At 73.5% G+C, this 21122-nt stretch carries 21 protein-coding genes; 16 read left to right on the top strand and 5 right to left on the bottom strand.

The window, feature by feature from the left end; translation table 11 throughout:
• Window positions 1-129 precede the first annotated feature (129 nt).
• Window positions 130-579 carry a MarR family winged helix-turn-helix transcriptional regulator gene (locus ACFVGS_RS32855; RefSeq protein WP_384418398.1) on the bottom strand — a complete coding sequence of 150 codons (450 nt, stop codon included), beginning with the start codon at window positions 577-579 and terminating at the stop codon, window positions 130-132.
• Between the two features lie 125 nt (window positions 580-704).
• Between ACFVGS_RS32855 and ACFVGS_RS32850 the strand changes: the two genes are divergently transcribed.
• The 10 genes from ACFVGS_RS32850 to ACFVGS_RS32805 all read left to right on the top strand — a co-directional run bounded on the left by ACFVGS_RS32850 (window position 705) and on the right by ACFVGS_RS32805 (window position 8889).
• On the top strand, window positions 705-1046 hold the full coding sequence (locus tag ACFVGS_RS32850) for a DMT family transporter (protein ID WP_384418401.1): 342 nt from the start codon (window positions 705-707) through the stop codon (window positions 1044-1046).
• 155 nt (window positions 1047-1201) lie between these two features.
• Window positions 1202-1615 carry a DMT family transporter gene (locus ACFVGS_RS32845; protein ID WP_384418404.1) on the top strand — a complete coding sequence of 138 codons (414 nt, stop codon included), beginning with the start codon at window positions 1202-1204 and terminating at the stop codon, window positions 1613-1615.
• Between the two features lie 110 nt (window positions 1616-1725).
• Window positions 1726-2211 carry a nucleoside deaminase gene (locus ACFVGS_RS32840; RefSeq protein ID WP_384418405.1) on the top strand — a complete coding sequence of 162 codons (486 nt, stop codon included), beginning with the start codon at window positions 1726-1728 and terminating at the stop codon, window positions 2209-2211.
• Window positions 2208-2966 carry a DsbA family protein gene (locus tag ACFVGS_RS32835; protein ID WP_385695648.1) on the top strand — a complete coding sequence of 253 codons (759 nt, stop codon included), beginning with the start codon at window positions 2208-2210 and terminating at the stop codon, window positions 2964-2966. Before ACFVGS_RS32840 ends, ACFVGS_RS32835 begins: the two co-directional genes overlap by 4 nt.
• A gap of 1 nt (window position 2967) precedes the next feature.
• Window positions 2968-3963 (top strand): FkbO/Hyg5 family chorismatase, encoded by a 996-nt coding sequence (locus ACFVGS_RS32830; protein WP_384418411.1) that lies wholly within the window; start codon window positions 2968-2970, stop codon window positions 3961-3963.
• Window positions 3960-4931: an LLM class flavin-dependent oxidoreductase gene (locus ACFVGS_RS32825; protein ID WP_384418413.1), complete on the top strand. Its 972-nt coding sequence runs from the start codon at window positions 3960-3962 to the stop codon at window positions 4929-4931. The genes ACFVGS_RS32830 and ACFVGS_RS32825 overlap by 4 nt, the downstream gene beginning before the upstream one ends.
• 62 nt (window positions 4932-4993) lie before the next feature.
• Entirely contained in the window at window positions 4994-6145 is a 1152-nt protein-coding gene (locus tag ACFVGS_RS32820) for an MFS transporter (RefSeq protein ID WP_384418416.1), read from the top strand.
• A gap of 160 nt (window positions 6146-6305) precedes the next feature.
• Complete coding sequence (locus tag ACFVGS_RS32815) at window positions 6306-7055, top strand: VanZ family protein (RefSeq protein WP_385695643.1); 750 nt, start codon at window positions 6306-6308, stop codon at window positions 7053-7055.
• Window positions 7056-7064: 9 nt separating this feature from the next.
• Window positions 7065-7817 (top strand): response regulator transcription factor, encoded by a 753-nt coding sequence (locus ACFVGS_RS32810; RefSeq protein ID WP_384418422.1) that lies wholly within the window; start codon window positions 7065-7067, stop codon window positions 7815-7817.
• Entirely contained in the window at window positions 7810-8889 is a 1080-nt protein-coding gene (locus ACFVGS_RS32805) for a sensor histidine kinase (protein ID WP_384418425.1), read from the top strand. Before ACFVGS_RS32810 ends, ACFVGS_RS32805 begins: the two co-directional genes overlap by 8 nt.
• 47 nt (window positions 8890-8936) lie before the next feature.
• Here the strand turns inward: ACFVGS_RS32805 and ACFVGS_RS32800 are convergent, their stop codons facing one another.
• From ACFVGS_RS32800 to ACFVGS_RS32790, 3 genes are all read right to left on the bottom strand, one after another.
• Window positions 8937-10181 (bottom strand): VWA-like domain-containing protein, encoded by a 1245-nt coding sequence (locus ACFVGS_RS32800; RefSeq protein WP_385695639.1) that lies wholly within the window; start codon window positions 10179-10181, stop codon window positions 8937-8939.
• Window positions 10178-11413 carry an AAA family ATPase gene (locus ACFVGS_RS32795; protein WP_385695636.1) on the bottom strand — a complete coding sequence of 412 codons (1236 nt, stop codon included), beginning with the start codon at window positions 11411-11413 and terminating at the stop codon, window positions 10178-10180. The genes ACFVGS_RS32800 and ACFVGS_RS32795 overlap by 4 nt, the downstream gene beginning before the upstream one ends.
• A gap of 131 nt (window positions 11414-11544) precedes the next feature.
• Window positions 11545-12954, bottom strand: a complete 1410-nt coding sequence (locus ACFVGS_RS32790) for a hypothetical protein (protein ID WP_384418432.1) — start codon at window positions 12952-12954, stop codon at window positions 11545-11547.
• Between the two features lie 239 nt (window positions 12955-13193).
• Between ACFVGS_RS32790 and ACFVGS_RS32785 the strand changes: the two genes are divergently transcribed.
• The 4 genes from ACFVGS_RS32785 (at window position 13194) to ACFVGS_RS32770 (ending at window position 17453) form a co-directional block, all read left to right on the top strand.
• Window positions 13194-14840 (top strand): 4-coumarate--CoA ligase family protein, encoded by a 1647-nt coding sequence (locus tag ACFVGS_RS32785; protein WP_385695633.1) that lies wholly within the window; start codon window positions 13194-13196, stop codon window positions 14838-14840.
• Window positions 14837-15559, top strand: a complete 723-nt coding sequence (locus ACFVGS_RS32780; protein ID WP_384418438.1) for an enoyl-CoA hydratase family protein — start codon at window positions 14837-14839, stop codon at window positions 15557-15559. The genes ACFVGS_RS32785 and ACFVGS_RS32780 overlap by 4 nt, the downstream gene beginning before the upstream one ends.
• Window positions 15547-16125 carry a TetR/AcrR family transcriptional regulator gene (locus ACFVGS_RS32775; RefSeq protein WP_385695630.1) on the top strand — a complete coding sequence of 193 codons (579 nt, stop codon included), beginning with the start codon at window positions 15547-15549 and terminating at the stop codon, window positions 16123-16125. Before ACFVGS_RS32780 ends, ACFVGS_RS32775 begins: the two co-directional genes overlap by 13 nt.
• Before the next feature lie 296 nt (window positions 16126-16421).
• On the top strand, window positions 16422-17453 hold the full coding sequence (locus ACFVGS_RS32770) for an isopenicillin N synthase family dioxygenase (protein WP_384418444.1): 1032 nt from the start codon (window positions 16422-16424) through the stop codon (window positions 17451-17453).
• Here ACFVGS_RS32770 and ACFVGS_RS32765 read toward each other — a convergent pair.
• On the bottom strand, window positions 17432-18532 hold the full coding sequence (locus tag ACFVGS_RS32765; protein ID WP_384418447.1) for a citrate synthase 2: 1101 nt from the start codon (window positions 18530-18532) through the stop codon (window positions 17432-17434). The two genes, ACFVGS_RS32770 and ACFVGS_RS32765, sit on opposite strands and share 22 nt — an antisense overlap.
• A gap of 268 nt (window positions 18533-18800) precedes the next feature.
• On the opposite strand from ACFVGS_RS32765, the gene pdxH reads away from it, so the two are divergent.
• Together pdxH and ACFVGS_RS32755 are read left to right on the top strand one after the other, a co-directional pair.
• Window positions 18801-19427, top strand: a complete 627-nt coding sequence (pdxH, locus tag ACFVGS_RS32760) for a pyridoxamine 5'-phosphate oxidase (RefSeq protein ID WP_384418494.1) — start codon at window positions 18801-18803, stop codon at window positions 19425-19427.
• A gap of 434 nt (window positions 19428-19861) precedes the next feature.
• Window positions 19862-21121, top strand: coding sequence for an aspartate kinase (locus tag ACFVGS_RS32755; RefSeq protein WP_385695627.1), 1260 nt, complete (start codon window positions 19862-19864; stop codon window positions 21119-21121).
• The last annotated feature ends 1 nt before the right edge of the window (window position 21122 follow it).

The raw sequence follows: 21122 nt of genomic DNA, 5'->3' as shown, positions 1-21122 counted from the left end.
GTGCAGCCGTCCGGAACCGGAATCTCGCCGGGTCCGGACGGCTGCACCGCGTCGCGGGGCCGTGTCGCGCGTGTGGAGTTGTGCGGGGCGGGGTGGAGGGGGTGGAGGAGTGCCCGCTGGAGGTGCCGGTCAGTCCCGGGGCGTGCGCAGTGCCTGGACCGTGGGGCCGAGCTCCGGGTCGGCGGCGAACGTGTTCAGCGCGGACGACAGGACCTCCGTATAGGTGGCACGCGCGGCCTCGTAGCGCTGCCGGCCCTCGTCCGTGATGACCGCGTAGACACCGCGCTTGTCGGACGGACACAGGTCCTTGAAGGCGAAGCCCGCCGATTCGAGCCGGCCCACGAGCCGGGTCACGGACGACTGGCCGAGGCCGACCTTGTCGGCCAGGTCCTGCATGCGCAGCTCGTTCGTCTCGGAGCGGTGCAGGTGTTCCAGGGAGCGGAACTCCGACAGGCCGATCGAGTGCCGTCGCTGCAGCGCCAGCGTCAGTTCGCGCTCCACGTGCGCGTGGAGGGCGAGGACCCGGTTCCAGACGGCGTGGTCGGAGTTGCGCTGGGTCGCGAGGGGCGGAGTTGCCATAGGTGTGTCCTCCCTGGAGTGGCTGTTTGACAGCAGAGTACATGCTCATGCAAGCTCCTGGCGTTCCCCCGATTGCGCCCCCGGCAGCGGTCGGTCATCCTGTTCTTGCATGTACAAGCAATGAAATGGAAGGGGTTTCCCTCATGCAGTGGCTCTACCTCGCCATCGCCGTCGTCTTCGAGATCGGCGTCGCCCTCGCCGCCGGCAAGGCCGAAGGCTTCAAGAACCGCAAGTGGACCGCCATCACCCTGGTCAGCGGCGCCCTCGGCACCTACTTCCTCAGCCGGGCCCTGCTGACGTTCAACGTCGGCGTCGGATACGCCCTGTGGACCTCGGTCTCCGGCGTCGGCATCACCCTCCTCGGCGCCCTGCTGTTCGGCCAGAAGCTCAACTGGAAGAAGGCGCTGGGCATCGTCGTGATCATCGCCGGCGTCGTCGGCCTCCAGCTCAGCGGCGCCGCCGCCTGATCGCCCGCCCCACCGGGCCCGCGCCGACCGTCAGAGGCCTCACCCCCGTAGGCCTCGGCTCCCCGGCGTCACCCTCCCCAAGCGTCACTCCCGGGCGTCACCCCTGACGCTCCACCGCCTCACGCTCCCGCGTCTTCGCGAAAGGAACTCCGCTCATGTCCTCGAACGCCAACAGCTCCGCGGCCAACGCCTGGCTCATGCTCCTCCTCGCCGGTGTCTTCGAGATCGGCTACGCGCTCTCGGTCGGCGGAAGCCACGGCTTCACCCGCCTGACCTGGTCCCTCGTCGCCGTCGTCTTCTTCCTGCTGACGCTGTGGGCGCTGAGCGTCGCCCTGAAGACCATCGACGTCGGCACCGGCTACGCCGTCTGGGCGGGCATCGGCGCGGCCGGAGCCGCCGCCCTCGGCCCCGTCTTCTTCGACGAGGGACTGAACCTCGTCCAGTCCCTGTGGCTCGCCGTCATCATCGCCGGCGTCGTCTGGCTCAAGCTCGCCGACAAGACGAGCGGCGGGGACGACACCCAGGAAGCCGTCGAGCGTCCGCAGGCGGCCCAGAACGCCGGGGTCTGAGCACACGCAGCCACCCGGGCAGCCCTCGGCCGGACGACGGGCCGCCCCGGGTGCGGTGCCCGCCCGGCACCCGTCGCCAGCCCCTCGCCCCGCAAAGGACCGACCCCGCCATGCGAACAGACTCACTCGACCAGCTCGCCCCCTACGTGGAGGAAGCGGTCAGGATCAGCCGACAGCACGTCGCCGAAGGCGGCATCCCCTTCTCCGGGATCGTCGTACGCGACGGCCACGTCCTGGGCACCGGCTTCAACCGCGTCGCCGAGGACAACGACCCCACCGCCCACGCCGAAGTCGTCGCCCTGCGCGCGGCGACGCGCAAGGCCGGCCGGTTCGGCGTCGCGGGCTCCACCCTCATCGCCTCGGGCGAGCCGTGCGCCCTCTGCTACATGGCCGCCCTCTACTTCAACGTCGAGCACATCGTGTACGCGGCCGACCGCAGGACCGCGGCCGCCTACGGCTTCGACTACGCCGGCTCGTACTCCATCTTCTCCGCCGACCCCACCACCTGGCCGCTCAAGGTGACGCACGCCCCCGTCGAGGGGAGCGAGGTGCCGTTCCAGGAGTTCCTGACCGGCCGGAAAGGCCGGATGCAATGAGCGACCCCACCACGACCGACCCCATCACGACCGACCCTGTGACGAGTGATCCCGTGACCGACCCCGCGACGAGCGCCCCCGTGACCGACCCCGCGACGAGCGACCCGGTGAAGATCCAGATCTGGTCCGACTACGTCTGTCCCTTCTGCATGCTGGCGGAAGGCCCCCTGGAGGAGGCGACCGAAGGCCTCGGCTTCGACGTCGAGATCGAGTGGAAGCCCTTCGAGCTCCGCCCCCACCCCCACCCCACCCTGCGCCCCGAGGACGAGTACCTGCCCGCCATCTGGCAGCGCGCCGTCTATCCCATGGCCCGCCGCATGGGCGTCGACATCACGCTGCCCACGGTCTCCCCGCAGCCGTACACCCGGCTCGCGTTCGAGGGCTACCAGTACGCCGCCGGACAGGGCAAGGGCGCCGAGTACACCGCCCGCATGTTCCGCGCCTTCTTCCAGGAGGACCAGGACCTCGGACAGCTGGACGTCCTCGTCCGGCTCGCGGAGGAAATCGGCCTGAACGGCGAGGAGTTACGCACCGCCCTCGACAACGGCACCTACACCGCCGCCCACCAGGACGCCCTGCGCGAGGCCGCCGCCCACCGCATCCAGTCCGTGCCCACCCTCCTCGTCGGCGACACCCGGATCGAAGGCGTCCCCAGCGTCCCGCAGCTGCGCAAGGCGCTCCTCGACGCACAGGCCGCGCAGGCCGAGGCGGCCGCCGTCCAAGGCGCCGCGTGCAGCGTCGAAGGAGGCTGCTGACGTGAGCATCCGCGCCCGCTTCGTCCCCGCCACGGAGATACCCGAGCCCGAACCGGGCCGGCACGTCCTGGCGACCGTCACCTACGGCGACACCGCCCGCCTCGCCTTCACCGACCACGGCAACCCCGACCTGACCGTGCCCATGGCCGTGGCCAACGGCGAACCGTTCCGCGAGGTGTGGACGGTGGACGCCAGCCCCCGCTGGGCCGTGCGCGACGACCTCGCGTACGCCCACGACGGCCGGCACCTGTTCATCGCCGGGCTGCTGCCGGAACAGGACGTCTACACGCCCCCGGTCCGTGCCCTGTACGAGAAGGCCTTCGCGCTCGTCGGCCACCTCGACTACGGCCACATCTTCCGCATGTGGAACTTCGTCGGCGACATCATCGGCACCAACGCCGAGGGCATGGAGGTCTACCAGGACTTCGTCCAGGGCCGCGCCCAGGCCTTCCGCACCCACCTCGGCGACGGCACCGCCCAGCTGCCCGCCGCCACCGGCATCGGCACCCAGGGCCGCGGCATCGCCTTCGTCCTGCTCGCCACCCGCGGGGGAGTGCCCCGCCACGTGGAGAACAGCAACCAGACGGCCGCGTACCACTATCCCGACCAGTACGGCCCCAAGCCGCCCAGCTTCGCCCGGGCCACCCTCCTGGACGACACCCTCTACGTCTCGGGCACGGCCTCCATCCTCGGCCACGAGACCGTCCACCGGGGCGACGTGCGCAGCCAGACCCGTCAGACCCTCGACAACATCGCGCACCTGATCTCCCGCGACAACCTCGCGCCCCAGGGCGTCGACACCGACCACGACCTCAAGGACCTCCGGCTGATCAAGGTGTACGTGCGACATGACGGCGACATTCCGGCAGTACGTGAAGTCTGTGAAGAGGCGCTTGGTGCTGGTGCTGAGGTGAAGTACCTCAACGTCGCCGTCTGCCGGGACGACCTCCTCGTCGAGATCGAGGGCATCGTCCCCGGGCAGGGGTGGGACCTGTGACCGGCCTCAAGGTGGGCATCGTCCTGCCCGGACGCGAGTCCGTCATCGACGACGGCCCCTACCCGAAGAACCTCGCCTCCATCGCGGCCCTCGCCGAGGAGAGCGGCTTCGACTCGGTGTGGGCGGGCGAATCGCCCCTGGCCCGCTCGCGGATGAACCCGCTGCTCGCCCTCACCGCGGCCGCCACCGCCACCGAGCGCCTGCAGCTGGGCACCGCCGTCCTCATGCCGCTGCGCCCGCCCGTCCACCTCGCCCACGAACTGGCCTGCCTCGACAGGATGTCGGGCGGCCGGCTCATCGCGGGCATCGGATCCGGATTCGCCTCACCGGCCACGGAACGCGAGTTCGGGAACTACGGACTCGACTTCACCAGCCGCTTCGGGCGCATGCGCGAGACCGTCGAGATCTGCCAGGCCCTGTGGGCGGCCAAGGGCGACCCCGTCTCGTACGACGGGAAGCACTACCAGCTCAAGGACGCCGCCCTGCTGCCCGTACCGCAGCAGCCGCAGGGCCCGCCGCTGTGGATCGCCCACTCCGGACCCAAGATGCTGCAGCGTGCGGGGCACCGGTTCGACGGCTGGATGCCCACCTCCACCACCCCCGAGAAGTACGCCGAGGGCTGGAACCAGGTCGAGGCCGCACGCCGGGAAGCGGACCGCCCCGACGGAGCCGTCACCGGAGCCGTCTACCTCTCCGTCGCCGTCGACCGGACCCGGCAGCAGGCCGAGGACACCCTCTGGTCCTACTTCCAGGCCTACTACGGACTGCCGCTGACCACGATGCGCACCACTCAGGGCATCTTCGGCGGCACGCCCGAGGAAGTCGCCGACTGGCTGGGGCAGTACGTCAGGAACGGGGCCCGTCACCTGATCCTGCGCCTGCCCACGAGCGAGCTGACGGAAGCCGACTACCGCACCGCGGTGCGGCGCACGGCGGCCGAGCTGCTCCCGCTCCTCCGCGGCCTGTGAAGCGCGACCCCCGGCGGTCCTGGGATGTCTGGGCAGCGGCATGGCCGATCACGGCCGTGTTCATGCTGTCCAACATCCCGACCCCGCTCCTCGGCCTGTGGCAGCACCGCATCGGCTACTCCACCGGCATGACGACCGTCGTCTTCGCCGCCTACATCGGCGGCCTGCTCCTGGCCCTGCCCTTCACCGGCGTCCTCGCCGACCGCTACGGCGCCCGCCGCGTGCTCCTCCCCGCCCTGGCCGCCGCGCTCGTCGCCTGCGTGCTGTTCATGACGGCGGGCGACGTCCTCACGCTCCTAGTCGCGCGGCTGCTCACCGGCGTGGCCGTCGGCGCCGCCCTCTCCGCAGGCACGGCCGCCGTCGTCCACGTCGGCGGCCCCGGGCGCCGCACCCAGGCGTCCCTCGCCGCGTCCGTCGCCATCGGCACGGGCCTCGCGGCGGGCCCCCTAGTCGGCGGCGCCGTCTCCCAGTACGTCGGCGCCCCCACGGTCACCGCCTTCGCGGTCGAAGGACTCCTGCTGCTGTCCGCGGCGGCGGTCGTCCACCGGCTCCTGCCCCGCCCCGAGAGACCCGCCGACGGGCGTCGGGACGACGGCGATTCCGCCGGCACCGGGTGGCTGCGCCTGCCCTCCGTCCCCCGCGCCAACCGCCGCGGGCTGGTCACGAGCCTCATGGCGTACGCCCCCGGAATGACGGGGACCTCCCTGCTGCTCGCCCTGGGCCCCACCCTGCTCGGCTCACTCCTGCACACCACCAACCGCCTGATCACCGGGGGCATCGGCTGCCTGATGTTCGGCGCGTCCACCGGCGTCCAGTTCCTCGCGAAGAAGGTGCCGCCCGGCCGCGTCCTGGCCGCCGCGGGCGTCATCACCGGCCTCGCCATGCTCGGCACGGCCGCCGCGGTCCACGCCCGCTCGCTCACCGCCCTGACCGCCGCCGCGGTCCTCGCGGGCATCGGCCAGGGCATGAGCCAGTACGGAGGCTTCACCCGGCTGGGCACCGAGGTCCCGCCGACCCGCCTCGCGGAGGCCAACGCCGCCCTCAGCGCGGGCGGCTACCTGTTCGCGGGCATCCTGCCGATCCTGACCGGCTACCTCAGCGACGCCACCGACGTGGCCACGTCCTCCACGGCCTTCGCGACGCTCATCGCGGCCGCCGCGCTGGCGGGGACGCTGCTGATCCGGACGACGCGTCGCGCGGTGGCCGCGTCGTAGAACCGGGCACTTCGCGCACAGTGGGCGTACTCGCGGGCGTACTCGCGGGGCGTATCGCGGCCGACGGCGGGGCATCGCGGGCGTATCGCGGGCCGGCGTATCGCGGGCGTATCGAAAACCGCATACGCCGCCGCAACGGCCCTCCGTGTCCCATGGGGGCATGAGCCATGACGCAACCCTGGACGCGCCCCTGGACGCAGCCTCGCCGACACCGTCCACTCCGGCGGCACCGCCTGCCCGCCCGCGCGGGCGCACGCGCCGGGTCGTGTTCCTCGGCGTGGCGGTCCTCGGCCTGGCGGGCGCCCTGTTCGTCCTGCGCGGGCCGCTGCTGATGTCCGCGCCGAGGTGCATGGCCGGGCGGTGGCACGGCTGCTTCGACACGTTCAACGGCGTGGTGCTCATGACGCTGGTGACGATCCCGTCGAGCCTGCTGGTGGCGTGGGCCCTGGCGTGGCGCCGGCGTGCCGCCGGTGTCGCGTCGGCGTGGCGGCTGTCGCTGGCCGAGGTGGCCATGGTCCACGGGACGGTGCCGTGGGTGTGGATGACCATGATGCCGGGCTCGGGAGCCGGCGTCGTGCCGGGCCGGGTGAGCCTCGTGCCGCTGCGGGACCTGGTCACGATGGGGCCGCTCGGGATCGGCGGCAACCTGCTGGTCTTCGCGTCGCTCGGGTTCTTCGCTCCGGTGCGGTGGGCGGCACTGGCGTCCGTGCCGCGGGTCCTCGCGCTGGGGACCGGCTGCTCGGTCCTGGTCGAGACCGCGCAGTACGTCCTGCGGCTCGACCGGGTGTCGTCCGTGGACGACGTCCTGGTCAACGCCACCGGCGCCGGTCTCGCCGCGCTGGCCTCGCGCCGCTGGTGGCGCGGCACGGCGGACGCCGCGCACACGTCGGCGCCACGACCGGTTGCCTAGGCTTCGCGCATGCGCGTACTGATCGTGGAGGACGAGCCCTACCTGGCCGAGGCCGTCCGGGACGGCCTGCGGCTGGAGGCGATCGCCGCCGACGTCGCCGGCGACGGTGACACCGCCCTGGAACTGCTCGGCGTCAACTCCTACGACATCGCGGTCCTCGACCGCGACATCCCCGGCCCCTCGGGCGACGAGGTCGCCCGGCGCATCGTCGCCTCCGGCAGCGGCATCCCGATCCTCATGCTGACCGCGGCCGACCGGATCGACGACAAGGAGTCGGGATTCGCGCTCGGTGCCGACGACTACCTCACCAAGCCGTTCGAACTGCGGGAGCTCGTCCTGCGGCTGCGGGCCCTCGACCGCAGGCGCGCGTACGCCCGGCCACCGGTCCGCGAGATCGCGGGCCTGCGCCTCGACCCGTTCCGCCGGGAGGTCTTCCGTGACGGGCGATACGTGGCGCTCACGCGCAAGCAGTTCGCGGTGCTGGAGGTCCTCGTCGCCGCCGAGGGCGGGGTCGTCAGCAGCGAGGAACTCCTCGAACGGGCCTGGGACCGGAACACCGACCCGTTCACCAACGCCGTCCGCATCACCGTCTCGGCCCTGCGCAAGCGGCTCGGCGAACCGTGGATCATCGCCACGGTCCCGGGCACCGGCTACCGCATCGACACCAGCGGGGACACCGGCCCCACCACCGCCTCGGGCCCCGACACCGGACCCGGCCGGGACACCGGCCCCGCCTCCCGCCCCGGCCGTACGGATGCGTAGACGCCCCGGGCTCAGCGTCCGGCTCAAGCTCACCCTCAGCTACGCCGGCTTCCTCGCCGTCGCCGGCGCCCTCCTGCTGGCCGTGGTGTGGGGCTTCCTGCTGCGCTACGTGCCCGACAACGAGCAGGGCCTGCTCGGCGTCTCGCCCAACCGCTACCTCCTCGTGCGCACCTTCTTCCCCGCGGCGGCCGTGGCGATGGGCTTCCTGCTCGTGTTCGGCCTCGTCGGTGGCTGGCTCCTCGCCGGCCGGATGCTCGCACCGCTCACCCGCATCACGGCCGCCGCGCGGACCGCCGGGAGCGGATCGCTGTCGCACCGGATCCGCATGGAGGGCCGCCAGGACGAGTTCCGCGAACTGGCCGACGCGTTCGACACGATGCTCGAACAGCTCGACTCGCACGTCGCCGAGCAGCAGCGGTTCGCCGCGAACGCCTCCCACGAGCTGCGCACCCCGCTGGCGATCTCGCAGGCGCTGCTCGACGTAGCCCGCAGGGACCCCACGCGGGACCGGGACGAACTCCTCGCCCGCCTCCAGGCCGTCAACACGCGCGCGACCGACCTCACCGAGGCCCTCCTGCTGCTCAGCCGCAGCGACCGCGGGACCTTCACCCGCGAGGACGTCGACCTCTCCCTCGTCGCGGAAGAGGCCGCGGAGACCCTGCTCCCGCTCGCCGAACAGCGCGGGACCACCCTCGCCGTGACCGGCGGACCGGCACGGACCCGCGGCTCCGCGGAGCTCCTGCTGCGGATGGTGACGAACCTCGTGCAGAACGCCGTCGTCCACAACCTCCCCGCCGACGGCACCGTCACCGTCCACACCGAGGAGCGGGGCGACGCGACCGTGCTGCGGGTCGAGAACACGGGCCGCCCGCTCCCGCCGGAACTGGTCCCGACCCTCACCGAACCCTTCCGCCGCGGCACGGAACGCGTGCGCACCGACGAGCACGCCGGAGCCGGCCTCGGTCTCGCCATCGTCCACAGCGTCGTCCGCGCCCACGAGGGCACCCTCGACCTCACCCCCCGACCCGGCGGTGGTCTCACCGTCACGGTCCGGCTCCCCGGCATGCCGTAGGGGAGGGGCCGTCGTCGGGTCGTCAGCCGACGGCCGTCGTCGGGTCCTCAGCCGATCTCGACCACGTGCGCCCAGTCCGGCGGTGCGTCCGGTACGTAGTCGGGGTCGTTCTCGTTCACGTACGCGGTGTCCCTGGGGAACAGGCCGACGACCGTGCGGCACGGCGGCCGGTCGGACGGCCAGGGGGTCTGGCCGTCGGTGAGGACGACCAGGACGTCGGGGCGCGGGCGGGAGCGCAGGGCGGCGGCGAAGCCCGTACGCAGGTCCGTGCCGCCGCCGCCGACCAGCGGGATGCCCTCCGCCCGGCACAGCGGGTGCACGACGCGGGCGGCCGCGTCGCAGGGGACGACGTCGACCAGTTCGCGCCGGCCGCCCACGGCACGGGAGATGGCGGTGACCTCCAGGAGCGCGCTGCCCAGTTCGGCGTCGCTGACCGACCGGGAGGTGTCGACGATCACCGACACCCGGGGCGGGCGGCGGCGCAGGCTCGGCAGGACGGTGCCGGGCAGGGCGACCGAGCGGCGGGACGGCCGGCCGTAGCTGTGGTCGTCGCCCGCGCCGGCCGCGGCGGCCGCCGAGCGCACCGCCGCGCCGAGGAGCTGCCGCCACGGCTGCGGCGGGTGGAACGCCTCCTCCGCCCACCGCTGCCAGCTCGCCGGCACACCGCCCGGGCGGCCCGTGATGCCCTGGGCCACCCGGAACCGGACGGCGTCCCGCTCCTGCTCGCTCAGCCCGTCCGCGCCGCCGGGGCCGAGTTCCCACTCCCGGTCCAGACCGTCGGCGCCGCTGCCGCAGTCCAGCCAGGCGGCCAGGTCGGGCAGCCACGAACCGAGCTGGAACTGCCGCAGGTAGTCCTCCATCAGCCCGTCCGACGGGAGCCGCAGGTCCGACGGCAGGAGCGCGCCCTCGGGGCGCACGAGCCCCTCGCCGTAGATGTCGTCGTTGATCTCGAGGTCGGCGGCGATGTTCATCCGCAGCCGCTCCGACGCGCCGGTCAGCCCGCGCTCGCGGGCCACCCGGTCGCTGCGGCCGTGGTGGTCGCGGAGCAGGTGGGACACCTCGTGCACCCAGACGCCGGCGAGTTCCTCGACGGAGGTGGCGGCCACGAACTCCGGCGAGGCGTAGCACCGCCACCACCGGTCGACCCCCATCGTCCGCACCCGCCGCGACTCGACGACGTGCAGGGCGAACAGCGCGGTCGCCAGGTACGGCCGTACGCGTACGGCGTGCAGCCGCGCCGCGAACAGCTTCTCCCGGTCCAGGCCCTGGTGCCGCGGCGTGCCGGCACTCATCGGCCCGCGCCCACGGTGGTCGCGCGCGCCACCGAGCGGTCCGCGCGCCGGGACACCGCCACCACGCCCGCCAGCCGCTCGATCGCCTCCGGAACGTCCCAGTCCTCCCGCCGCAGCGCGGCCAGAGTGGTGGCCGGCACCACCACCAGGTCCGGCGCCCCGGTCTCCAGGGCGCGCACGAGCAGGGCCCACGCCGCGTCCCAACGGGCTTTCCCGGGACGCGCCCTGACCGCCTCCACCACCCCTTCGAGGGTGGCCTGGCGGCGGTCGCCGCGCTCCGGCAGCTCGGCGGCCGCCGGGTCGGCGAGCAGTATCTCGGGATCCGGGAGGTCCATCCGGTCGAGCCAGGCGAGGAGTTCGAGCCCGGGCCCGTCACCGACGGTGCCGCGTACGAGCAGCGACAGCACGTCCCGGGAGGAGCCCGCGGCGGTCGCGAAGGCGATCAGGGACAGCGCCATGTCCCAGCTGCGTGGCGACGGCCAGGCCCCGCCCCTTCGGGTCTCGGTGCTCGGCAGCCGGTGGACCAGCGCGGGCCGGGTGCCGAGCAGCCCGCACACCGCCCGGCGGGCGCGGTCCACGGCCTGCGGCAGCAGACCGGCGTCCAGCCTGGGCAGGCTCGCCCGCGGCCAGGTGCCGCCGAGCCCGCGCACCACCACCTCGTGGTCGTGGGCCCACTGCAGGTGAACGAAACGGTTGGCGAGCGGCGGGCTCAGCTCCCAGCCGTCGGCCGCCGAGGCGCGCGGGTTGGCCGCGGCCACGATCCGTACGCCGGAAGGCAGTTGCAGCGAACCGATGCGCCGCTCCAGGACCAGCCGCAGCAGCGCGGCCTGGACGGCGGGCGTGGCGGTGGACAGCTCGTCCAGGAACAGCAGCCCGCGGCCGGCCCGCACGAGGCGTACGGCCCAGTCCGGCGGAGCCAGCGGCACGCCCTGCGCGGCCGGGTCGTCGCCGACGATCGGCAGCCCGGAGAAGTCGGACGGCTCGTGGACGCTGGCGATCACCGTGGTGAGCGGCAGGTCGAGTTCCTCGGCGAGCTGGGTCAGCGCGGCGGTCTTGCCGATGCCGGGCTCGCCCCACAGCAGCACCGGCAGGTCGGCGGCGACGGCGAGGGTCAGGGCCTCCAGCTGGGTGTCGGGGCGGGGCTCGGTGCGGGTGTCACGCAGCAGGGCGAGCAGGTCGGCGGCGACGTCGAGCTGGGCCGGGGGAGTGGACGCGGGAGACGGAGAAGTCATGAGGTCACCTGAGGATGTGAGGGGACGAGGGTGCGAGGAGGTGAAGGTGCGGGTGTGCGAGGGCGTGGGTGCACGAGGCCGTGAAGGTGTGACGGCGTGACGGTGTCGGGGGACGCGAGCGGTGGGCGCGGTCAGCGCCCGACGGCGTGCCGAGGGCGGGAGCGGGCGGATCGGCGTAGCTGCGGATCGGTGGGGCGGACGGGCGGCCGGTCGTTCTCGGGCCGGGCCAGTCCGGCCCGGTAGAGCCCGTGGACGAGCCGCCGTTCGGCGGCGGCCTCCAGGGCCTCCTGGAGCGGGCCGGAACGCAGCACCGCCTCGGGTCCGAGCAGGCCCTCGACGGCGGCCAGTGCCCCGGCCGTGTCGCCGTGCCGCAGCCGTTCCCGTACGTCGTCGAGGCTGTCGGGCCGGCGGTGCGCCTCGTCGATGATCCGCAGGCAGGGCAGCGGGGTGCCGGACAGGGCGACGAGCAGTTGCTCGCGCCGCAGCTCGTCCGGGTCGTGGTCCAGCGGAGCGAGGACGCCGTCGACCAGGGCGATCCGGTGCAGCGCCCCACGGCACTCCACGACGCGGGGCGCGCGTGGGTCGGGAGGTACCGGGGGCTCGGTGCCGGCGTGTTCCGGTACGAGCGCGGCGGCGACCAGGGGGTGCAGCCGGCCGGCCTCGATCGCGCCGGCCCGCAACAGCTCCAGGTCCGGCGGCAGCCAGGTCGCCGCGTCGGGCAGCAGGGGCAACGGGCCGAGGGCGGTGCCGGGTTCGGCGCCCGCGACCGCGTACGGCGGCCCGACGTCGACCGCGAGGCGCCGGTCTCCGGCCCGTACGGCGACGCGGCCGGTGGAGCGCGCTTCCGTCCCCGGCTCGACGCCCGCGACCGCGTACGGCCGCGCGACGTCGACGACGAAGCGCCGGTCCCCGGCCCGTACGGCGACGCGGCCCGCGGACCGCCCTTCCGCGGCGAGCAGGATCCGGGCCTCGGCCGCCCACCGTTCGGCGTCCGGGCGTGGCGGTCCGCAGGCCCCGGAGCGTTCCCGCAGTTCACCGGCCCTGCGCGCGTCCCACAGATGCCGGTGCAGGTCGAGCCGGAAGCGTCGGCTCGGCCGGGGGTGCGGGTGCCGGGCGGCGGCCTCGGCCCCCACCGCGTCCCCGTCCCACAGCGCCAGGCTGATCCGCTGCCCGCCGTCCGCCCAGGCCGGCGCCGTGCGCACCACCAGGTGCACCGGGCCGTACCGGGCCAGCCGGACGGTGAGGCCGGGCCGCAGCAGCCCGTCGGGGGCGATCCGCGGCATGTGCCAGCGCAGCAGGTCGGGCGCCAGGTGTCGGAGGTCGGACCGGACCCGGGCCGCGAGCTCCCGGCCGCGGCGACGCGCGAGGGACGTGAGGTCCAGGTCGACGTCGAAGCCCGCGGCGGCGCACGCCCCGGCCCAGTCGCCGACGAGCCGGCGGGCGGTCGCGGTCTCGATCACGGAGGCCGGCACGGCGAACTCGCGCACGCGCGGCCAGAAGGAGAGGAAACGGGTCTCACCGTTCGCGTCATGAGTGAGCATCAGCACTCACCTTGCGCGGACGGGACCCCCAATCTGAGAGCGGAGTGAGTCGTCATCGCGGCGATCGTAACCACACCCCGCCCGGCCCCGCCATCCATAAAGCCGAATCATGCATGCGCGCTTGCTTGTTTCCCGTCCTGCTGCCAAGGTCCAGCCAGGGCCTTCCGAGGTCTCCCCAAGCCGTACCGGTACGAGCCATCCTGTCGCCACCAACACCCAGAGTCAGGGGGCACGCACGCATGGTGTTTCGCAGCGGGTACGCCGATGTCCCGGTCGTCTCCCTCCCCATCCACGACGCCGTCCTCGGCCGCGCCGCCGAGTTCGGCGAACAGCCCGCGCTGATCGACGGCACCGGCGGGGACGGGGCGCTCACCCTCACGTACGGGCAGGTGGACGCCTTCCACCGGCGGGTCGCCGCGGGACTGGCGGAGGCGGGCGTGCGGAAAGGGGACGTGCTCGCGCTGCACAGCCCCAACACCGTGCTGTTCCCGGTCGCCTTCTACGCGGCGACGCGCGCCGGCGCGTCCGTCACGACCGTGCATCCGCTCGCCACGCCCGAGGAGTTCGCCAGGCAGCTCCGCGACTGCGCCGCGCGCTGGATCGTGACCGTGTCGCCGCTGCTCTCGACGGCCCGCGCGGCGGCCGAACTCGCGGGCGGCGTCGAGGAGATATTCGTCTGCGACCAGGCGCCGGAGGCACCCGAGGCACCGCGGCCGACCGAGGCGGCGAAGCCCGCGGAGGCGCCGGAGTCCCACGCCGCCCCCGTCCGCTCCCTCCAGACCTTCCTCGCCTCCACCGCCCCCGAGCCCGCCCCCGCCATCGACCCGGACACGGACGTCGCCGCCCTGCCGTACTCCTCCGGCACCACCGGCACCCCCAAGGGCGTGATGCTCACCCACACCTCCGTCGCCACCAACCTCGCGCAGCTCGAACCGCTCATGCCGATGGGCCCCGGCGACCGGATCCTCGCCGTGCTGCCGTTCTTCCACGTGTACGGCCTGACGGCGCTGATGAACGCCCCGCTGCGGCGCGGCGCGACCGTCGTCGTGCTGCCGCGCTTCGAGCTCGACGGCTTCCTCGCCGCGATCGAGAAGCACCGCATCAACGCCCTGTACGTGGCGCCGCCGATCGTCCTCGCGCTCGCCAAGCACCCGGCGGTCGCGGACTACGACCTGTCGTCGCTGCGGTACATCGTCTGCTCGGCCGCCCCGCTCGACGCGGCGCTCGCCGAGGCGTGTTCGGCGCGGCTCGGGCTGCCGCCGGTCCTCCAGGCGTACGGCATGACCGAGCTGTCACCGGCCACCCACCTGGTCCCGCTCGAGACGGAGAACCCGCCGCCCGGCACCGTCGGCAGGCTGCTGCCGGCCACCGAGATGCGCCTGGTCTCCCTCGACGACCCGGCGAAGGACGTGCCGCCGGGCGAGGAGGGCGAGATCGCGATCCGCGGGCCGCAGGTCATGAAGGGCTACCTGGGCCGGCCCGAGGCCACGGCCGCGATGATCGACGAGGACGGCTGGCTGCACACCGGGGACGTCGGGCGGGTCGACGAGGACGGCTGGCTGTACGTGGTCGACCGGGTGAAGGAACTCATCAAGTACAAGGGCTTCCAGGTGCCGCCGGCCGAGCTGGAGGCGCTGCTCCTCACCCACGAGGGCATCGCGGACGCGGCCGTCATCGGTGTCCTGGACGGCGACGGCACGGAGGTCCCGAAGGCCTTCGTCGTGCGCCAGCCGCACGCGGCGGAGCTGTCCGCCGGCGACGTCCTCGGCTACGTCGCCGAACGGGTGGCACCGTACAAGAAGATCCGGCAGGTGGAGTTCGTCGCCACCGTGCCCCGAGCGGCGTCGGGCAAGATCCTGCGCCGGGAACTGAGGGACCGCACATGAGTCTTGTCGGCACCGCGCACGACCGCGGCATCACCACGCTCACCCTGGACTCCCCGGCCAACCGCAACGCGCTCTCGGCGCCCCTGGTGGCCGAGCTCGCCGACGCGCTCGCCGCGTGCGGCAAGGACCCGGCGGTCCGGGCGGTCGTCCTCACCCACACCGGCGGAACCTTCAGCGCGGGCGCCGACCTGAAGGCCCCGCCCGGCCCGTACGCCTTCGTCGACCTGCTCCGGCAGATCGTCGAGCTGCCGAAGCCGGTCGTGGGCGTCGTCGACGGCCATGCCCGGGCCGGCGGCCTGGGGCTCCTCGGCGCCTGCGACATCGTCCTCGCCTCGGAGGAGTCGGACTTCGCGCTGACGGAGGCACGGATCGGGGTGGCGCCCGCGGTGATCTCGCTGACCCTGCTGCCGCGGCTGGAGCCGCGGGCGGCGGCCCGGTACTACCTGACGGGCGAGCGCTTCGGCACGGCGGAGGCGCTGCGGACGGGCCTGGTGACGGCGCCGCTCGCCGAGCGGGACCGGATCCTCGACGGGCTGCGGCAGGGCTCACCGCAGGGGCTGCGCGAGGCCAAGCGGCTGGTCACGGCTAGAGTCCTGGACACCTTCGAGCGTGAGGCGGAGGAGCTGGTGCAGCTGTCGGCCTCGCTGTTCGCCTCGGCCGAGGCACGCGAAGGGATGACGGCCTTCCTCGAACGACGGGACCCGACGTGGCGGCTCTGACCGGCCCGAAGCAGGACAGGAGCCGCGCCACCCGGCAGCGGCTCCTGGAGGCGGCGGTGGCTTGCCTGGCCGAGCACGGCTGGGCGGGCTCCACCGTCGCGGTGGTGGCGGAACGCGCCGGGGTGTCCCGCGGCGCCGCCCAGCACCACTTCCCGACCCGGGAGGACCTGTTCACGGCGGCGGTCGAGTACGTGGCGGAGGAACGCTCCCAAGCACTGCGGGAGCTCCCAGCCGTCGGCCGCCACGAGGCCGTCGCGGCCCTGGTCGACCTCTTCACCGGCCCCCTCTTCCGCGCCGCCCTCCACCTGTGGGTGGCCGCGTCCGACGAGGAACAGCTCCGCCCCCGCGTCACCGAGCTCGAAGCCCGCGTGGGCCGCGAGTCGCACCGCATCGCCGTCGAACTCCTCGGCGCCGACGAGTCGAAGCCGGGCGTCCGCGAGTCCGTCCAGGGCCTCCTCGACATGGCCCGCGGCCTGGGCCTCGCCACCCTCCTCACCGACGACCGCGCCCGCCGCGAACGAGTCGTCGCCCAGTGGACGAGACTCCTGGACGAGGCCCTGGGCTGACGAGCGGGTGGAGGTGCGCCACCCGGCCCGATCCGGACTCCGGAGGCACGGGGGTGCGCGCCCCGGCCCCCGCGTGACGCGGGCCACAGCCGCCCCCGCGGCCCCGCAGTACGCTGGTCGCATGCTTTCGCTCGTACGTCGCCGCCACGTGGACTTCCTCCGCGTCGCGAGCATGGGCTGTCCGGGTCATCCCTGACCCCACGCCCCACCCATCGCCCGGTACGGACCACACGACACGGCACGACCTGCCGCACATCCGGATCCCGGGCGCCGTACACCCACCGCGGACGCAGATCATGAGTTACCCCTCGCAGCTTCCCATCGTCGACCTCTCCGCCGCCGACCGCGGGCCCCAGGCCCGTCGTCTGCTGCACGCACAGCTTCACTCCGCCGCCCATGACGTGGGCTTCTTCCAGCTCGTCGGGCACGGTGTGACCGAGGCCGAGACCCGGGCGCTGACCGACGCGATGCACGCGTTCTTCGCGTTGCCCGAGGGCGACCGGCTCGCGCTCGACACCACGAACTCGCCGCACTTCCGCGGCTACACCCGGATCGGCGACGAGCGCACCGGCGGGGCCAGGGACTGGCGGGACCAGCTGGACATCGGGGCCGAGCGTCCCGCGCACATACCGGCACCGGGAGAACCGCCGTACTGGTGGCTGCAGGGACCCAACCAGTGGCCCGAGGCGCTGCCGGAGCTGCGCCTGGCGGCGCTCAACTGGGTCGAGCGGCTGTCCGGCGTCGCCGAGCGGCTGCTGCACGAGCTGCTCACGTCCATCGGCGCCGCGCCGGACTTCTACGACGACGCCTTCGGCGCCCGCGCCCACCCGCACCTCAAGCTGGTCCGCTACCCCGGCAGCAGCGGCGAGGGCGACGACCAGGGCGTCGGCGCCCACAAGGACTACGGCTTCCTCACCCTGCTCCTGCAGGACCACGTGGGCGGGCTCCAGGTGGAGCGGGAGGACGGCGTCTTCCACGACGTGCCGCCGCTGCCGGGCGCGTTCGTCGTGAACCTGGGCGAGCTCCTGGAGGTGGCGACGAACGGCTATCTCGTCGCCACCAACCACCGCGTGGTGTCACCGCCCGGAGCGACGGAGCGGTTCTCCGTCCCGTTCTTCTACAACCCGCGGCTCGACGCGCGGATCGCCCCGCTGGAATTCCCGTACGCCGCCTCCGCGCCCGGCGTGACCGCCGACCCGGCGAATCCGCTGTTCGCCGAGTACGGCTTCAACGAGCTGAAGGGCAAGCTGCGCGCCCACCCGCTCGCGGCGGCCCGCCACCACGCGGACCTGCTGGTCAAGGACGGTCAGCCGGTGATGTCGGCGTAGCCCTCGATCTCGCGCGGGTCCCGCTGGCCGGGGCCCGTGTACCGCGCCGAGGGGCGCACGAGGCGGCCGGTGCGCTTCTGCTCCAGGATGTGCGCCGACCAGCCCGCCGTACGGGCGCAGGTGAACATCGACGTGAACATGTGCGCCGGGACCTCGGCGAAGTCGAGCACGATCGCCGCCCAGAACTCGACGTTCGTGGCGAGGACGCGGTCCGGGCGGCGGTTGTGCAGCTCCTCCAGCGCCGCCTTCTCCAGCGCCTCGGCGACCTCGAAGCGCGGCGCGCCGAGCTCCTTGGCCGTGCGGCGCAGGACGCGGGCGCGCGGGTCCTCGGCGCGGTACACGCGGTGGCCGAAGCCCATCAGCCGCTCGCCGTTGTCGAGCGCCTGCTTCACGTACGCCGTCGCGTCGCCCGTCCGCTCGATCTCCTCGATCATGCCGAGGACGCGGGACGGCGCGCCGCCGTGCAGCGGGCCCGACATGGCGCCGACGGCACCGGACAGGGCCGCGGCCACGTCCGCGCCGGTGGAGGCGATGACGCGGGCGGTGAAGGTGGACGCGTTCATGCCGTGCTCGGCGGCCGAGGTCCAGTACGCGTCGACGGCCTTGACGTGCTTCGGGTCCGGCTCGCCGCGCCAGCGGATCATGAACCGCTCCACGACCGACTGCGCCTTGTCGATCTCGCGCTGCGGCACCATCGGCAGGCCCTGGCCGCGCGCCGACTGGGCGACGTAGGACAGCGCCATGACGGCGGCGCGGGCGAGGTCGTCGCGGGCCCGCTCGGCGGAGATGTCCAGGAGCGGTTTGAGGCCCCAGACCGGCGCGAGCATGGCGAGCGCGGACTGCACGTCGACCCGGATGTCACCCGAGTGGACCGGGATCGGGAACGGCTCGGCCGCCGGCAGACCCGGGTTGAAGGCGCCGTCGACCAGCAGGCCCCACACGTTGCCGAAGGAGACGTGACCGACCAGGTCCTCGATGTCGACCCCGCGGTAGCGAAGGGCGCCGCCCTCCTTGTCGGGTTCGGCGATCTCCGTCTCGAACGCGACGACTCCTTCGAGCCCGGGTACGAAGTCGGACATGGGGCGGCTCCTCCAGCAATGAGGATCAGTCGTGGGGAACGGCTGATCGATGATCAATCATTCGACCGGTGGTCTTGGTCAGACGCAACAGGGATCCAGCGCATGAGTCTGTACGGTTCCGATGATGCGGGGAAGCGTGACATCCGGCACACTGCGCCGTTCCGGGGAGGAAGGGTTAGCGGCACGCGGTGCCGGGCAGACTGCGCCACTACGGCAGGATGGGCCCGTGACCGACGCTCTTGATCCCGACGCTCTCGATCCCGCCGACATGCGCGAGCAGTACCGGACCATGGAGCTCACCGTGGCCGACCTCGCACCCGAACCGGTCGAACAGTTCGCGCGCTGGTTCAAGGAGACCGCCGCAAGCCCGGCGATCCACGAGCCGAACGCGATGGTCGTCTCCACCGCCACTCCCGACGGCCGCCCTTCCTCCCGCACGGTGCTGCTCAAGCACTACGACGAGGCCGGCTTCGTCTTCTTCACCAACTACGGCTCCCGCAAGGGTCGCGAGCTGGCCGCCAACCCGTACGTCTCGCTGCTCTTCCCCTGGCACCCGCTGGCCCGCCAGGTCGTCGTCACGGGCCGCGCCGCCCGCGTCGGCCGGGACGAGACGGTGGCCTACTTCCGCACCCGGCCGCACGGCTCGCAGCTGGGCGCGTGGGCCAGCCACCAGTCCTCGGTGATCGAGTCGCGGGCCGAGCTGCTCGCCCGGTACGAGGAGCTGGCCGCCCGCTACCCGGAGCGCGAGCAGGTGCCGGTGCCGCCGGAGTGGGGCGGCTTCCGCGTCGTACCGGACACCGTCGAGTTCTGGCAGGGGCACGAGAACCGGCTGCACGACCGGCTGCGTTACGTACGGGACGGGGAGACCTGGCGGGTCGAGCGCCTGTCGCCCTGAGCCGGCTTCCCGCGGTGAACGCAGACGACCCGTGGGCCTTGGTCCCGTCCGCCTAGGTTCGGACGGGAGCCGGCCGGACTGACCGGCGGCCCACGGGTCGGGTGACTGCGTTGGTGTTCGGCAGAAGGCCTGCCGAGGTGCACAGAGTGCGACGGCAGGCCTTAGCCCGCAGTCACCTCACGAGTCCGAAAAGAAACCATTTTTTCGGATCACCTCCTTTCGCGTGTGCCCACACCCTAAGAACCCCTCCGCACCTCCATCAACCCCTTTTTTCGCTCGGCTTCCGCCCGGCTTCCCGCCCGGGCTCTCCGCGGGCTTCCCTCGTCACGCTCCGATGCGAGCCCGATGCGCTCCGGATAGCCCGCGCGATACGGGGTCCGATACGGCCCTCGGGTTGGCTCGGTGGCACGAGGTCACCGACGGGCGGAGGAGTCATGGGCACAGTGGTGCAGAAGTTCGGCGGCAGCTCGCTGGCCACCACCGAGCACCTGCGCCGGGTGGCCCGCCGGGTCGCCCGCGTCGCCGCCTCCGGCCGGCGCGTCGCCGTCGTCGTCTCCGCCCGGGGCAGGACCACCGACCACCTCATCCGCACCGCCGGCGAGATCAACCCCGACGCCGACGGCCGCGAGGTCGACCAGCTGCTCGCGACCGGCGAGGCGGCCTCCGCCGCGCTCACCGCGATGGCCCTGCAGCGCCTCGGCACCCCCGCCACCGCCCTCTCCGGCGCCCAGACCGGCATCCTCGCCTCGGGGCCGCCGGGCGCGGGCGTGATCGTCGCGATCGACACCGAACGCGCCGAGCGGCTGCTGGACGCGGGCCGGGTCGTGGTCCTCGCCGGTTTCCAGGGCGTCGACGCGCGCGGCGACGTCGTCACGCTCGGCCGCGGCGGCTCGGACACCACGGCCGTCGCCGCGGCGGCCGAACTCGGCGCCACCCACTGCGAGATCTACACCGACGTCCCCGGCGTCCTCAGCGCCGATCCCCGGGTGGTGCCCGCGGCCCGGCTGCTGCCCCGGCTCGACATGGACGTGATGGCCGAGATGGCCTTCGCCGGCGCCAAGGTCATGCACTCCCGCGCGGTCGAACTCGCCGCGCTGTGCGGCCTCGACATCCACGTCGGCCACGCGGCGGCCCGCGAGACCGGCACCCGCATCCACGCGAAGGACGAAGACGACATGCTCGAGACCCAGGCCGCCGTCATGGCGGTCGTACACGATCAGGACGCGGCACGGGTCACCGTCCGCACCGCCGGCGCCGCCGAGAACCCGGCGCTCACGGTCTTCCGCGAGCTGGGCCGGCGGGCCGTCCCCGCCGACATGACCTCCGTGCATGAGGAACGCGGCGGCGGCCACACGATCGGCCTGACCGTGCCGCACACCCGGGTCGCGGCGGTACGCGAGTTCCTCGCCGCGCACGCCGCCGACGGCGCCGGCGCGCTCACCGTCGACGACTCCGTGGCCAAGGTGTCGATCGTCGGCAAGGGCCTGCTCAGCCGCCCCCAGTACGCGGCCCGGATGCTGTCCGCGCTGTCCGGCCGGGGCATCGCCGCCGGCGCGTTCTCCGCCTCCCAGCTGCGGATCTCGGTGACCGTGCCGCGCGCCGACGCGGACCGGGCGGTCCGGCTCCTGCACACCGAGTTCGAGCTCGACGCCGCGCCGGGCGACACCCCGCTGACCCTGGCCACCCGGCCCTGAC

The organism is Streptomyces sp. NPDC127114 (assembly GCF_042677525.1).
In the GTDB taxonomy this organism is placed as follows: domain Bacteria; phylum Actinomycetota; class Actinomycetes; order Streptomycetales; family Streptomycetaceae; genus Streptomyces.
Note: the sequence above shows the minus strand (reverse complement) of the source record. Positions and strands in the feature narration are given on the sequence as shown.

Coding starts and splice junctions, on each gene's coding strand:
- ACFVGS_RS32810 (WP_384418422.1), top strand. CDS start 7,065: ATGCGCGTACTGATCGTGGAGGACGAGCCCTACCTGGCCGAGGCCGTC.
- ACFVGS_RS32790 (WP_384418432.1), bottom strand. CDS start 12,954: ATGCTCACTCATGACGCGAACGGTGAGACCCGTTTCCTCTCCTTCTGG.
- ACFVGS_RS32780 (WP_384418438.1), top strand. CDS start 14,837: ATGAGTCTTGTCGGCACCGCGCACGACCGCGGCATCACCACGCTCACC.
- ACFVGS_RS32785 (WP_385695633.1), top strand. CDS start 13,194: ATGGTGTTTCGCAGCGGGTACGCCGATGTCCCGGTCGTCTCCCTCCCC.
- ACFVGS_RS32840 (WP_384418405.1), top strand. CDS start 1,726: ATGCGAACAGACTCACTCGACCAGCTCGCCCCCTACGTGGAGGAAGCG.
- pdxH (WP_384418494.1), top strand. CDS start 18,801: ATGCGCGAGCAGTACCGGACCATGGAGCTCACCGTGGCCGACCTCGCA.
- ACFVGS_RS32820 (WP_384418416.1), top strand. CDS start 4,994: ATGCTGTCCAACATCCCGACCCCGCTCCTCGGCCTGTGGCAGCACCGC.
- ACFVGS_RS32845 (WP_384418404.1), top strand. CDS start 1,202: ATGTCCTCGAACGCCAACAGCTCCGCGGCCAACGCCTGGCTCATGCTC.
- ACFVGS_RS32770 (WP_384418444.1), top strand. CDS start 16,422: ATGAGTTACCCCTCGCAGCTTCCCATCGTCGACCTCTCCGCCGCCGAC.
- ACFVGS_RS32755 (WP_385695627.1), top strand. CDS start 19,862: ATGGGCACAGTGGTGCAGAAGTTCGGCGGCAGCTCGCTGGCCACCACC.
- ACFVGS_RS32850 (WP_384418401.1), top strand. CDS start 705: ATGGAAGGGGTTTCCCTCATGCAGTGGCTCTACCTCGCCATCGCCGTC.
- ACFVGS_RS32800 (WP_385695639.1), bottom strand. CDS start 10,181: ATGAGTGCCGGCACGCCGCGGCACCAGGGCCTGGACCGGGAGAAGCTG.
- ACFVGS_RS32765 (WP_384418447.1), bottom strand. CDS start 18,532: ATGTCCGACTTCGTACCCGGGCTCGAAGGAGTCGTCGCGTTCGAGACG.
- ACFVGS_RS32795 (WP_385695636.1), bottom strand. CDS start 11,413: ATGACTTCTCCGTCTCCCGCGTCCACTCCCCCGGCCCAGCTCGACGTC.
- ACFVGS_RS32815 (WP_385695643.1), top strand. CDS start 6,306: ATGAGCCATGACGCAACCCTGGACGCGCCCCTGGACGCAGCCTCGCCG.
- ACFVGS_RS32855 (WP_384418398.1), bottom strand. CDS start 579: ATGGCAACTCCGCCCCTCGCGACCCAGCGCAACTCCGACCACGCCGTC.
- ACFVGS_RS32805 (WP_384418425.1), top strand. CDS start 7,810: ATGCGTAGACGCCCCGGGCTCAGCGTCCGGCTCAAGCTCACCCTCAGC.
- ACFVGS_RS32835 (WP_385695648.1), top strand. CDS start 2,208: ATGAGCGACCCCACCACGACCGACCCCATCACGACCGACCCTGTGACG.